At 66.8% G+C, this 12,891-nt stretch carries 9 protein-coding genes; 8 read left to right on the top strand and 1 reads right to left on the bottom strand.

Going from position 1 to position 12,891, the window contains the following annotated elements:
- Positions 1 to 37: 37 nt before the first annotated feature.
- From ACZK08_RS12915 to ACZK08_RS12880, 8 genes are all read left to right on the top strand, one after another.
- Positions 38 to 2,317, top strand: coding sequence for a thiamine pyrophosphate-dependent enzyme (locus ACZK08_RS12915; protein ID WP_065181969.1), 2,280 nt, complete (start codon positions 38 to 40; stop codon positions 2,315 to 2,317).
- Positions 2,318 to 2,320: 3 nt separating this feature from the next.
- Positions 2,321 to 4,261 carry an asparagine synthase (glutamine-hydrolyzing) gene (gene asnB / locus ACZK08_RS12910; RefSeq protein ID WP_065181970.1) on the top strand — a complete coding sequence of 647 codons (1,941 nt, stop codon included), beginning with the start codon at positions 2,321 to 2,323 and terminating at the stop codon, positions 4,259 to 4,261.
- 65 nt (positions 4,262 to 4,326) lie between these two features.
- A complete protein-coding gene (locus ACZK08_RS12905) occupies positions 4,327 to 4,887 on the top strand; it encodes an NADPH-dependent FMN reductase (RefSeq protein ID WP_065181971.1) in 561 nt (186 codons plus the stop codon).
- 348 nt (positions 4,888 to 5,235) lie between these two features.
- Complete coding sequence (locus tag ACZK08_RS12900) at positions 5,236 to 6,660, top strand: replicative DNA helicase (RefSeq protein ID WP_053515359.1); 1,425 nt, start codon at positions 5,236 to 5,238, stop codon at positions 6,658 to 6,660.
- A 219-nt stretch (positions 6,661 to 6,879) separates the two neighbouring features.
- Positions 6,880 to 9,123: a TonB-dependent receptor family protein gene (locus ACZK08_RS12895; RefSeq protein ID WP_065181972.1), complete on the top strand. Its 2,244-nt coding sequence runs from the start codon at positions 6,880 to 6,882 to the stop codon at positions 9,121 to 9,123.
- On the top strand, positions 9,123 to 10,712 hold the full coding sequence (locus ACZK08_RS12890) for an alkaline phosphatase D family protein (RefSeq protein ID WP_065181973.1): 1,590 nt from the start codon (positions 9,123 to 9,125) through the stop codon (positions 10,710 to 10,712). The genes ACZK08_RS12895 and ACZK08_RS12890 overlap by 1 nt, the downstream gene beginning before the upstream one ends.
- Positions 10,713 to 10,830: 118 nt before the next feature.
- Positions 10,831 to 11,049: a hypothetical protein gene (locus ACZK08_RS12885; RefSeq protein ID WP_053515365.1), complete on the top strand. Its 219-nt coding sequence runs from the start codon at positions 10,831 to 10,833 to the stop codon at positions 11,047 to 11,049.
- Positions 11,049 to 11,306 (top strand): hypothetical protein, encoded by a 258-nt coding sequence (locus ACZK08_RS12880; RefSeq protein WP_053515367.1) that lies wholly within the window; start codon positions 11,049 to 11,051, stop codon positions 11,304 to 11,306. Before ACZK08_RS12885 ends, ACZK08_RS12880 begins: the two co-directional genes overlap by 1 nt.
- An 87-nt stretch (positions 11,307 to 11,393) precedes the next feature.
- Here the strand turns inward: ACZK08_RS12880 and lpdA are convergent, their stop codons facing one another.
- Positions 11,394 to 12,830: a dihydrolipoyl dehydrogenase gene (gene lpdA / locus ACZK08_RS12875; RefSeq protein ID WP_053515369.1), complete on the bottom strand. Its 1,437-nt coding sequence runs from the start codon at positions 12,828 to 12,830 to the stop codon at positions 11,394 to 11,396.
- Positions 12,831 to 12,891: the final 61 nt, after the last annotated feature.

The raw sequence follows: 12,891 nt of genomic DNA, 5'->3' as shown, positions 1-12,891 counted from the left end.
GCGCCACGCTACGCAACAACGACACGGAGGGTGTTCGATGTTCGCTGTGGTTCCAGATCCCATTCCCGCGCGCATGCGCGGGCTCAACCGCGCCGAAGTGTGCGACGTCAATTTCCTGGAGGCGGTGCGCGGCTGGCGGGGCACGCCACGGCCACGGCCCGCGCCGCACGCGCCGATCCTGCCAGGCAGCACGCTCAGCGCGGCGGCCTTTGCCGACCTGTTCGATTCGCAGCTGGCCAGCCGCCAGCTGGACCTGATGGCACGCGTGCTGCGCGTGCAGAACAAGGTCTTCTACACCATCGGCTCGTCCGGACACGAGGGCAATGCGCTGTTGGCGCGGGCCTGCCGGCACACCGATCCTGCGTTCCTGCACTACCGCTCCGGCGCCTTCATGGCCGAGCGCGCGCGGCAGGTGCCGGGCATGGATCCAGTGCGCGACGCGGCACTGTCGTTCGCCGCCAGCGCCGACGATCCTGCCAGCGGAGGCCGGCACAAGGTGTGGGGCAGCCGGCCGCTGTGGGTGTTGCCACAGACCTCGACGATCGCCTCGCACCTGCCCAAGGCGCTGGGCACTGCGTTGGCCATCGAGAGCGGCAAGCGCCTGGGCCAGCCGTTGCCGATTCCGGCCGACAGCATCGTGGTCTGTTCCTTCGGCGACGCCTCGGCCAATCACGCCACCGCACAGACGGCGTTCAACACCGCCATGTGGTCGGCCTACCAGAAACTGCCGGCGCCCATCCTGTTCGTCTGCGAGGACAATGGCCTGGGCATTTCGGTGAAAACACCGGAGGGATGGATCGCCGAGCGCTTTGGCGGCCAGCCGGGACTGGACTACTTCTTCGCTGACGGGCTGGATCTGGCCAGCGGCCATGCGCAGGTGCAGGCCGCGGTCGAGCATTGCCGGGCAACCCGCAGGCCGACCTTCCTGCACCTGCGTACCACGCGGCTGATGGGGCATGCCGGTACCGATTTCGAGGTGGAGTGGCGCGCGTTGCCGGAGCTGTGTGCGGCGGAGGCGCAGGATCCGCTGCTGCGCTCGGCGCAGATCGCGATGGAGTCGGGCTGGATGGATGCCGCGGCCGTCGAGGCGGCCTATGAAGCGATGCGTGTGCGCTGCATGGCGGCCGCCGCCGACGCCGAGCGCCAGCCGAAGCTGCAGTCCCTTGAGCAGGTGATGGCACCGCTGGCGCCCTATACACCTGCAGCGGTGCACGCCGAGGCCCGGCGCGCGGTCGCGGACGAGGCGCGACTGTCGCTGTATGGCGGCGCCGACGCATTGCCGGAGCGACAACCGCCGCGTCATCTGGCCATCCAGATCAATCACGGACTGCAGGAACTGCTGTGCAAGTATCCGCAAAGCCTGTTGTTCGGCGAGGATGTGGCGCAGAAGGGAGGCGTGTACACCTTGACCCGCGACCTGCTGCGTCGTTTCGGCCCGCGTCGGGTGTTCAACACGCTGCTGGACGAGACCATGATCCTGGGCATGGCGCAGGGGCTGGCCAACATGGGCATGCTGCCGATCCCCGAGATCCAGTACCTGGCCTACCTGCACAATGCCATCGACCAGATACGTGGCGAGGCGTGTTCGCTGCAGTTCTTCTCCAATGACCAGTTCCGCAACCCGATGCTGGTGCGGGTGGCAGGGCTGGGCTACCAGAAGGGATTCGGTGGCCATTTCCACAACGACAATTCGATCACCGCCCTGCGCGACATTCCCGGCCTGGTGGTGGGCTGTCCCTCGCGTGGCGACGACGCCGTGATGATGCTGCGCACGTTGGCGGCGCTGGCCCGGGTGGATGGCCGCGTGGCGGTGTTCCTGGAGCCGATCGCGCTGTACATGAGCAAGGACCTGCACGAGCCGGGTGACGGCCAGTGGCTGTTCGACTACCCGCAACAGGGCCAGGCGCTGCTGCCGGGGGAGGGCCGGGTGTATGCCCCCGAGGCGCAGGATCTGGTGATCTACACCTATGGCAATGGCGTGCCGATGGCGCTGCGTGCCGCGCGGGTGATCGACCAGCAGCTCGGGTGGCAGGTGAGGGTGGTTGACCTGCGCTGGCTGGTGCCGCTGGACGGCGGATTCATTGCCACCCAGGCGGCCACGGCGCGGCGCGTGCTGGTGCTGGACGAGGGGCGTCACAGCGGTGGCGTGGGCGAGGGGGTGGTCACGGCCCTGGTCGAGGCCGGCTTCGGTCACCTGCCGCTGCGTCGGGTCTGCGGCGCCGATACCTATACGCCGCTGGCGGGGGCAGCAATGTTCGGGCTTCCAAGCGACAATGCGGTGATTGGCGCCGCCCTCGACCTGGCGCAGGAACCCTGATGCATGTGTGGATTGGCGGGAATGCTGTTGCCGGCACCGATGGTGCCGGCCGAGGAACTGCAGGCACAGGCCCTGGCCATGGGCCAGGCGCTGCACCATCGCGGGCCGGATGATGGTGGCACCTGGGTCGATGCCGCTGCCGGGATCGCACTGGCGCACCGCCGGCTGAGCATCCTCGATCTGTCCCCGCTGGGCCACCAGCCGATGGCATCGTCCGACGGCCGCTATGTGATGGCCTACAACGGCGAGGTCTACAACTTCGCGGCCCTGCGCGCCGAACTGGAGCCGCTGGGCCATGCGTTCCGTGGCCACTCCGATACCGAGGTGCTGCTGGCTGCGATCCTGCAGTGGGGCCTGGAAGACACCCTGCAGCGCTGCAACGGCATGTTCGCCATCGCTCTGTGGGACCGCAGCGAGCAGTGCCTCTGGCTGGCCCGCGACCGGGTCGGCAAGAAGCCGCTGTACTACGGCTGGGCCGGTGACGCGCTGGTGTTCGGTTCCGAGCTGAAGGCACTGTGGCAGCATCCAGCGTTCGACAACGATATCGATCGGGATGCGTTGACGCTGCTGTTGCGGCTGGATTACATCCCGGCGCCGCACAGCATCCATCAGCGCTGCTACAAGCTGATGCCCGGCCGGGTGCTGCGGGTGGATGCGCCGATGGTTGCCGCCGGAGCCGGCGCGCACCGGCCGGAGCAGGCGCAGCGTCCGTACTGGGACGCGCGTGCGCGCATGCAGGCCGCACTGGCTGCACCCTTCCAGGGCCGCATCGAGGAGGCCGAGGAGCAGCTTGATGCCCTGCTGCGCGACGCCGTGGCGTTGCGCATGGTCGCGGACGTGCCCGTCGGCGTGTTCCTGTCCGGGGGGACCGATTCGTCGCTGGTGGCGGCGCTGATGCAGGCGCAGAGCAGGCAGCCGGTGCACAGCTTCAGCATCGGTTTCCAGGATTCAAGCCACGATGAGGCACCGCTGGCCAGGGAACTGGCCGCGCATCTGGGCTGCGACCACACCGAACTCTACGTCAGCGGGGCCGACGCACTGGCGGTGGTGCCGCAGTTGCCGACGATGTTCGACGAGCCTTTTGCCGATGCCTCGCAGGTGCCGACCGCGCTGGTGGCCCGGCTGGCAAGGCAGGGGGTGACCGTGGCCTTGTCCGGCGATGGTGGCGATGAGCTGTTCTTCGGCTACACCCGCTACGTGCGCGCGCTGCGCAACTGGCAGATGCTGGGTCGCGTGCCGGGCCCGCTGCGGCGCTGGATGGGGGCCCGCGCGCAGCAGCAGGGCGAGGCGTCGCGCACGGGAGGTCTGGCGGCGCTGCTGGCCGAAACCGGCGCCCGCGGCATCGGCGATGTGTACCGCAACCGCATTTCGCGCTGGCGTGACCCGGCGGCGGTGGTGCCCGGTGCGCAGCCGGCTGGCAGCTTCTATGACCTGGCCGATCCGCTGCACGGTGCGGGCACGCCGGCAGACGCGATGATGCTGGCCGATTTCGTGACCTACCTGCCTGATGACCTGCTGTGCAAGGTCGACCGCACTTCGATGGCGGTCAGCCTGGAGGCGCGTGCGCCGTTGCTGGACTGGCGGGTGGCCGAGTTCGCCTGGTCGCTGCCGCTGGGCTTCAAGCGCAGTGAAACGACCAGCAAGGTCCTGCTCAAGCGCGTGCTGGGCCGATACGTCCCGCACGCGATGGTGCACCGGCCCAAGCGTGGTTTCGGTGCGCCTGTCAGCGACTGGCTGAAGGGCGACCTGCGGCCGTGGGCCGACGATCTGCTGCAGCCTTCGCGGCTGGAACGCGAAGGCGTGCTGTCGGCGGCCGCGGTGCAGCCGCTGTGGCAGCAGTTCCTTGGCGGCCAGCGCAAGTGGCACACGCATCTGTGGAACGTGCTGATGTTCCAGGCATGGCAGGCCCACTGGCGCCAGGTCCGGGCCAGCATCAGCGGCTGACCTTCACTGCCTGGAAAGGGGACGGTGAATAGGATGGGTTTCCCGCACCATGAGGAGTCCGTCCGATGTCCGTTCCCACCATCGCCGTGTTCGTCGGAAGCCTGCGCCGGGAGTCATGCAACCGCCGGCTGGCCCATGCACTTGAAAAGCTTGCCGGCGACCGGGCCCGGTTCCAGTACGTGCAGATCCGCGACCTTCCCCTGTATGACCAGGATTTCGACGCCGATTACCCGCCATCGTGTGTCCGCCTGAAGGAGCAGGTGCGTGCCGCCGACGCCGTGCTGTTCGTGACACCCGAATACAACCGTTCGGTGCCGGGCGTGCTGAAGAACGCCATCGACATCGGCTCGCGCCCCTATGGCGACAGCGCATTCGCAGGCAAGCCGGCTGCGGTGATCGGTGCGTCCATCGGCCAGATCGGCACCGCGGTGGCCCAGCAGCACCTGCGCAACAGCCTGGCCTTCCTCGACATGCATGTGCTCGGCCAGCCGGAAGCGTTCATCCATTTCAAGGACGGCCTGATCGAGGCCGACGGCACGATCAACAACGACGCCACGCGGGAATTCCTGCAGGGGTATGTGGACCGGTTCCTGGCGCTGATCGCGGTGCACGTGAAGGGCGATTGAGACGTATGGGGTCAGAGCCCTCTGCGTTGCAGAGGGATCCGACCCCAGCCACATCCGGGGTCGGATCCCGGCGCGCAGCGGCGGGCTCTGACCCCACTTGCAGCTGAGCGGGCCAGAGCCCGTACGCTGCACGGAATCCGACCCTGGCCGGCTGATCTGCGATAATGACGCACTCGGGCGTCGCACGGGCGCCCGTCGCAGGCAGTGCGACGCCTCCGCGCCATTCTGGCCAGGCTCCGGCGGATATCCCCCGTTCTTCCACGGCTTATCCACAGGCTTGTCCATGGCCGCCAGGGTCGGCGCATGCCTACACTCGTCTGGCCCCACTTTTGCAGGAAACACCGCCGCATGTCCGCCCGTCCCGGCTTCCGTTCCAACCGCAGAGACCGCGGTGATGGCTTCGAACGCGATGATTCGCGCATCGACCAGCTGCGGGTGCCACCGCATTCGGTGGAGGCCGAGCAGGCGGTGCTGGGTGGCCTGATGCTGGCACCCGAAGCGTTCGACCGGGTCAACGACCAGCTGACCGAGACCGACTTCTATCGCCGCGATCATCAGATGATCTACCGCGCGATCCGAGAGCTGTCCGAGCGTGACCGACCCTTCGATGCGGTGACGCTGGGCGAATGGTTCGAATCGCAGGGCAAGCTGGAGCTGGTAGGGGATGGCGCTTATCTGATCGAACTGGCCAGCACCACGCCTTCGGCGGCGAACATCGCGGCCTACGCCGAGATCGTACGTGACAAGGCGGTGCTGCGGCAGCTGATCCAGGTCGGTACCGACATCGTCAACGATGGTTTCCAGCCGGAAGGCCGCGACAGCAGCGAGCTGCTGGCGTCGGCGGAAAAGAGCGTGTTCGCCATTGCCGAGCAGGGCGCACGCGGGCGTACGGATTTCGTCGCCATGCCCGGCGCGCTGAAGGATGCCTTCGAGGAACTGCGCAACCGCTTCGAGAACGGCGGCAACATCACCGGCCTGCCAACCGGCTACAACGATTTCGACGCGATGACGGCCGGCCTGCAGCCGACCGACCTGATCATCCTGGCCGCGCGCCCGGCGATGGGCAAGACCACCTTCGCGCTGAACATCGCCGAGTATGCGGCGATCAAGTCGAAGAAGGGCGTGGCGGTGTTCTCGATGGAAATGTCCGCATCACAGCTGGCGATGCGACTGATCTCCTCCAATGGCCGGATCAACGCGCAGCGCCTGCGTACCGGCCAGCTGGAAGACGAGGACTGGAGCCGCGTCACCAGCGCGATCAAGATGCTGAAGGAAACCAAGATCTTCATCGACGACACGCCGGGCGTATCGCCGGAAGTGCTGCGCTCCAAGTGCCGCCGCCTCAAGCGCGAGCACGACCTGGGCCTGATCGTGATCGATTACCTGCAGCTGATGAGCGTGCCCGGCAACAGCGAGAACCGCGCGACAGAAATCTCGGAGATCTCGCGTTCGCTGAAGGGCTTGGCCAAGGAGCTGAACGTGCCGGTGATCGCACTTTCCCAGCTCAACCGCTCGCTGGAAACGCGTACCGACAAGCGCCCGGTGATGGCTGACCTGCGCGAATCGGGCGCCATCGAGCAGGACGCGGACATGATCGTGTTCATCTACCGCGACGACTACTACAACAAGGAAAACTCACCGGACAAGGGCCTGGCCGAAATCATCATCGGCAAGCACCGTGGCGGCCCGACCGGTTCGTGCAAACTGAAGTTCTTCGGCGAGTACACGCGTTTCGACAATCTGGCCCACGATTCGGTCGGTTCGTTCGAGTAGGGCTGCCGGCCGCGGGCCGGCGATCTCCTTCTGTTCTGCAAGAGTCGGGCGCGTGCCCGGCTCTTTGCGTTGGTGCGAGCGCAAGGCGCGTACCTTGCCGGGCGATGGTCACATGACGTGTAACTGACATGTAACTGGGCCTTCCTACCATGCCGCCGCTGTCCTCCCACTTCCGACGCCCGTCGCTGGCGTCCAGCGCGTCCAAGGAATCCGCCTCCCATGCCGTCCCACGCTCCGCTCCGCCGCAATCTGCTGGCTCTGCTGGTCTGTGCCTCGCTGCCGTCGCTGGCGGCCGCTGAAACCGCCCCCACCTCCGATGCACAGTCGGCGACCACCCTCGATTCGATCTCGGTGATCGGCCGCGGCGAAGCGCGCCAGGTGCAGCGTGTCACCGCCGAGGACATGAAGGTGCTGCCGCCGGGCGCGAATCCGCTCAAGCTGCTGGCCAGCAAGCCGGGCGTGCATTTCGAGTCGGGTGACGCCACCGGTGCCTACGAGTGGTCGACCAGCATCAGCCTGCGCGGCTTCAACCAGAACCGGCTTGGCTACACGCTGGACGGCATTCCGCTGGGCAACATGAGCTACGGCAACAGCAACGGCCTTCATGTCAGCCGCGCGGTCATCAGCGAGAACCTGGGCGGTGCGGAAGTCTCCACCGGCATCGGCGCGCTGGGGACGCCGTCCACCAGCAACCTGGGGGGCGTGTTCCAGTTCTATTCGATCGATCCTTCCACCGAGTACGGCGTGGTGCTGGCGCAGGGCTTCGGCAGCGACAACGCGCGGCGCAGCTATGCCCGCCTGGAGACCGGCGAGCACCAGGGGTTTGCCGCGTACCTGTCCGGCGTGTACTCCGAAGGCGACAAGTGGAAGGGAAAGGGCTCGCAGGAGCTCAAGCAGTTCAACGGCAAGGCCGTTTACAACTTCGGCGTGGACAGCAGGATCACCGCGCTGTTCAACGCATCACGCCGGGTCGAGGCGGACTACCAGGATCTGTCGCTGGAGATGATCGACCGCCTCGGCTGGACCTGGGACAACTACGCGCCGGACTGGGACCGCGCGCTGGCCGCGGCACGCGGGCAGTTCAGTGGCGGCGTCAACAGCCCCTGGGATGCGTACTACTCCGGTCATGGCCTGCGCAACGACGATATCTCCAGCGTCGCCGGCGACTTCGGCCTCAACGAAGCGATGCGCCTGAAGGTCAATGTCTACAATCACAGCAACCGCGGGCAGGGCCACTGGTTCAGTCCGTCCAATCCCTCCAATCCGGGCACCGCGCGCGAGATCCCGATCTCGATCCGCACCACCGAGTACGCGATCGACCGTACCGGCGTGACCTCCGCGTTCACCTGGAACGTCGGCGGGCACGAGCTGGAAGCCGGCCTGTGGTACGAGGACAACGGCCACAGCGTGCAGCGCAACTTCTACTACATCGATGGCCCGATCACCGATGACTTCTTCCTGCGCAATCCGGACCAGCGCGTGTGGCGCCAGCTCTACACCACCATCACCCGCCAGTTCTATGTGCAGGACCGCTTCCGTCTGTTCGACGACCGCCTGACGGTGGACATCGGCGCGAAGTCGCCGCACACCCGCACCCGCGTCCGCACGCCGCTGGGCAGCTATGCCAACAACAGCAGCCTGACCTCCAGCAAGGGACTGCTGCCGCAGGCCGGCTTCAATTTCAAGCTCAACGAAGGCAATGAAATCTTCGGTTCGTTCGCCAGGAACATCGCCGCCTATGCGCTGGGCGTGGGCAGTCCGTTCAACGTGCCGCAGCAGGCCTTCGACGCCAGTGCACGCAACCTCAAGCCGGAGCAGTCGCGCACGATCGAACTGGGCTGGCGCGGCTACGGGCAGGGGTATGAGGCGTCGGTCGCGGTGTACGACGTGAAGTTCGACAACCGCCTGCTTGCCATCGCCCAGTGCGTGGGCATCCTCGGCTGCCCTGCGTTGTTCTCCAACGTCGGTTCGGTGACCAGCCGCGGTGCCGAGGCGACCCTGCAGCTGAAGCCGGTGCAGGACGTCACCTGGTCCAACGCGCTGTCGTGGAACGACAGCACCTACGACGACGACTACGTCAACAACGGGGTGGTACCGACCCGCGGCAGGAAGACCGTGGATACGCCGGAATGGATGTTCGCCAGCACCCTGGCCTGGACGCCGGGCCCGTGGGACATGCGCCTGTCCGCCAACCATGTCGGCAAGCGTTACGTGACCTATACCAATGACCTGTCGGTTCCCGGTTACTGGCTGGTCAACGCCTCGGTGGCTTACGATTTCGGCTCCCTGGGGCCCGCGCAGAACCTGACAGTGGCAGTGAACCTGACCAACCTGGCGGACAAGCGTTACCTGTCTTCGATCAACACCAACGGCACCTATGCCGCAGATCCCACGCGCAGCCTGGCGACCATGCAGGTGGGTGCGCCGCGGCAGGTGATGGCGACGGCGACCGTGCGCTTCTGATGCAGCGGCCCATGGATCCGGAGCACCGTCGTCGCCTGCTGCGCATGGCGTGGCAGGGTACGGGGGCGGCGATCGCACTGGCGGCGATGCCGGGGCTGGCCACGGCAGGCCCACGGCCACGTCTGGGCCGCGATCCGTTCACCCTCGGCGTCGCCGCCGGCGATCCGGATCCGCAGGGGGCGGTGCTGTGGACACGGCTCGCCCCCGATCCGCTCAACGGTGGTGGCATGCCGCCGCGGGCGGTGCCGGTGCGCTGGTTCGTGGCCGAAGATCCCGGCATGCGCCGTCCGGTGCAGCGTGGCGTCGCCGCAGCGGTGCCCGAGCTGGCGCATTCGGTGCACGTGGAGATCAATGGCCTTCGTCCCGGCCGTGACTATTACTACCGTTTTGCCTGCGACGCTGATGAGGAAAGCACGGTCGGCCACTTCCGCACCGCGCCGCTGCCGGACGCGCAGCTGCAGCAGCTGCGCCTGGCCCTGTGCACCTGCCAGGCCTGGAACAGCGGCTACTACCCGGTACTGCGTGATATCGCGCGGAGCGATGTCGACCTGGTGCTGCATGCCGGCGACTATCTGTACGAGTACAGTCCACTGCAGAACGCACGCGGCCGCACACTGGATGCGGAGCGATTCAGCGGCGAGACCGTCAGTCTGCAGCGTTATCGCGACCAGTACGCGCTGTACAAGCTCGATCCGGACCTTCAGGCAGCGCACGCCGCGCACGCCTTTGCGGTGATCTGGGATGACCATGAGGTGCAGAACGACTATTCCGGCGTCCATCCTGAAAAGGACAGCGTGCCGGTGGAGGACTTCATCGTCCGGCGGGCCGCTGCCTATCGTGCCTTCTACGAGCACCTGCCCATGCGCAGCGCTCCGGCCGGCAATGATGGCCTGCGGGTGCACCGGCGCCTGCGCTACGGCGACCTCGCGCAGCTGAGCCTGCTCGATTGCCGCCAGTTCCGTCCGGCCAACCCCTGCGGCGTGGGCGAGTCACCGCGCTGCGAGGCGGCACTGGACCCGCGCATGAGCATGCTCGGGTCCGGCCAGGAGGCGTGGTTCGCACAGTCGATGGCGGCCGCGCGGGGCACGCGCTGGAATGTGGTGGTGCAGCAGCTGCTGATGGCGCAGCTGCGGCTGGACGGCGGCACCCCGCGCGAGCGGTTCTGGAACGATGCCTGGGATGGGTATCCTGCCGCGCGCAACCGGTTGCTGCAGGCGCTGCAGGCGGGCGGGCAGGGCAATGCGATCGTGCTGGGAGGCGACTGGCATTCCACCTTCGTCAACGATCTGAAGCTGGACTTCGATGCGGCTGATGCTCCCGTGGTGGCCACCGAGTTCATCGCCCCCGCCATCAGCAGTGGCGGAGACGACACACCGTATGGCCCTTACTACGGACCGTCGATTCCCCTGAATCCGCACATCCGCTATTTCGACGGCGATCGCCGTGGCTGGTGGAAGCTGCAGCTCAACCGGCAGGCCGTGGATGCGGAACTGCGCTTGGCCGACAGCGTGCTGCGTACCGATGCCGCGGTGCGGACCGCCGCGCGTTTCCAGGTCGCCCACGGCCGCCCGGGGGCGGTGCAGGTATAGCGGCTGCGTTCCGGGTTTCATCGCGCCCTGCCGGGTTTCGTCGCAAACCGTTTGCTCCCTCCGGGGCAGGGCGGCACTGTGGTCGCAGGCGGCAAGGGGCCGCTGCAAGGAGACCGTGATGAAGACCCTGTTCGCGCTGGGCGTGTGGTGCCTGCTGTTCGTGCTGTGCTGGCCGTTGGCGATCCTTGCCCTGATCGCCTGGCCGTTCGTGTGGCTGCTGAGCCTGCCGTTCCGCCTGGTCGGCATCACGTTCTCGGCGCTGTTCGCGTTCCTGCGCGCGCTGTTCATGCTGCCGGCACGCCTGCTGGGTGGCGGCCGCGGTCCGGTGGCTGCGTGATGACGCCGGCCATCGCGGTACTGGCATTGGCGCTCGCGGCGCCGGCCCCTGCCACGCCCGCGACACCGCCATCAGCCTGGCTGGAACGCCAGCAGACCGCCGCTGCCGACGAAGCGGATGCTGCGGCGGCCAAGCTCGCCAAGCCTGACAGGCTCAAGGAACGCTGCAGGGTGGTGAAGGAATGGAAGGTGGGTGAAACCGTGGTGCAGCATCGCATCTGTGACGATGCACCGGAGCCGCCTGCTGGAAAGGTGTAGCGCCGGGCCCATGCTCGGCTCCACATCAGAAGGCCAAACAAAAAAACCCCGCCGAGGCGGGGTTTTCCTGTCATGCCACCGGGCCGATCAATTGGCCTTGTGGATGGCGCGCTTGCTGACCGCCATCGCCGCGTCGTGGACCACTTCCGACAGCGACGGGTGGGCGTGGCAGATACGGGCCAGATCATCGGCCGAACCGCTGAACTCCATGGTCAGCACGCCTTCGTGCACCAGCTCGGACACGTTGGCGCCGACCAGGTGCATGCCGAGGATGCGATCAGTCTCGGCATGCGCCAGGATCTTCACGAAACCTGCCGGCTCGATCATTGCCACGGCACGGCCGTTGGCGGCGAACGGGAAGCTGCCGGCCTTGTACGGGATGCCTTCGGCCTTCAGCTGTGCTTCGGTCTTGCCCACCCAGGCCAGTTCCGGCTCGGTGTAGATGACCCACGGAATCGTGTCGAAGTTGACGTGACCCGGCAGGCCGGCGATCAGTTCGGCCACGGCGATGCCTTCCTCGAAGCCCTTGTGCGCCAGCATCGGGCCGCGCACGCAGTCGCCCACCGCCCAGACGCCATCGACGCCGGTGTGGCAATGCGCATCGACTTCGATCTGGCCACGCTCGTTGACCTTCACGCCGGTGCCTTCAGCCAGCAGGCCCTTGGTGGCAGCGCGACGGCCGACGGCCACCAGCAGCTTGTCCACGGTCAGGGTCTTCTCGCCTTCGCTGTCGGTGTAGGTGACAACGACTTCCTTCTTCTTGCCCTTGCCAGTGATCTCGGTCTTGGAGACCTTGGCGCCCAGGCGGATGTCCAGGCCCTGCTTCTTGAATTCCTTGGCCGCGGTCTTGGCGACTTCGGCGTCGGCGACGGCCAGGAACTCCGGCAGCGCCTCGAGGATGGTGACTTCAGCGCCCAGGCGCTTCCACACGCTGCCCAGCTCCAGACCGATCACGCCGGCGCCGATCACCGCCAGGCGGTTCGGCACTTCGGTGAAGTCCAGGCCGCCGACGTTGTCGACGATGGTCTCGCCGTCGAACTTGGCGAACGGCAGTTCGATCGAATCCGAACCGGCGGCGATGATGACGTTGGTGCCCTTCAGCTCGACTTCCGAGCCGTCGTGCTGCTTCACCTTGACCACGTTGCCCGGCTGCAGTTCGCCGAAGCCGTAGTAGGTGGCGACCTTGTTGGCCTTGAACAGCATGGCGATGCCGCCGGTGAACTGCTTGACGATCTTGTCCTTGCGGCCAACCATCGCCTCGACGTCCATCTTGGCGTCCTTGAAGCTGATGCCGTGGTCGCCAAAGATGTGGCTCATGTTCCAGAACTGGCGCGAGGAATCCAGCAGCGCCTTGGACGGGATGCAGCCCACGCGCAGGCAAGTGCCGCCCAGCGCCGGCTTGCCATCCTTGCCCAGCGCTGCGTCGATGCAGGCGGTCTTCAGGCCCAGCTGGGCCGCGCGGATGGCAGCGTGGTAACCGGCCGGGCCCGCACCGATGACGACGACGTCGAATTGTTCAGCCATTGAATTAGTCCTTGATGCTTTACCGGAACCCCCTTCCGCGCGGGCGCGGAAGAGGGCGGGA

It is taken from the genome of Stenotrophomonas sp. 112478_Sma (assembly GCF_056479905.1).
Note: the sequence above shows the minus strand (reverse complement) of the source record. Positions and strands in the feature narration are given on the sequence as shown.

Bases quoted from the DNA above. Each gene is read 5' to 3' on its own strand.
- ACZK08_RS12915 (WP_065181969.1), top strand. From the start codon at position 38: ATGTTCGCTGTGGTTCCAGATCCCATTCCCGCGCGCATGCGCGGGCTC.
- asnB (WP_065181970.1), top strand. From the start codon at position 2,321: ATGTGTGGATTGGCGGGAATGCTGTTGCCGGCACCGATGGTGCCGGCC.
- ACZK08_RS12905 (WP_065181971.1), top strand. From the start codon at position 4,327: ATGTCCGTTCCCACCATCGCCGTGTTCGTCGGAAGCCTGCGCCGGGAG.
- ACZK08_RS12900 (WP_053515359.1), top strand. From the start codon at position 5,236: ATGTCCGCCCGTCCCGGCTTCCGTTCCAACCGCAGAGACCGCGGTGAT.
- ACZK08_RS12895 (WP_065181972.1), top strand. From the start codon at position 6,880: ATGCCGTCCCACGCTCCGCTCCGCCGCAATCTGCTGGCTCTGCTGGTC.
- ACZK08_RS12890 (WP_065181973.1), top strand. From the start codon at position 9,123: ATGCAGCGGCCCATGGATCCGGAGCACCGTCGTCGCCTGCTGCGCATG.
- ACZK08_RS12885 (WP_053515365.1), top strand. From the start codon at position 10,831: ATGAAGACCCTGTTCGCGCTGGGCGTGTGGTGCCTGCTGTTCGTGCTG.
- ACZK08_RS12880 (WP_053515367.1), top strand. From the start codon at position 11,049: ATGACGCCGGCCATCGCGGTACTGGCATTGGCGCTCGCGGCGCCGGCC.
- lpdA (WP_053515369.1), bottom strand. From the start codon at position 12,830: ATGGCTGAACAATTCGACGTCGTCGTCATCGGTGCGGGCCCGGCCGGT.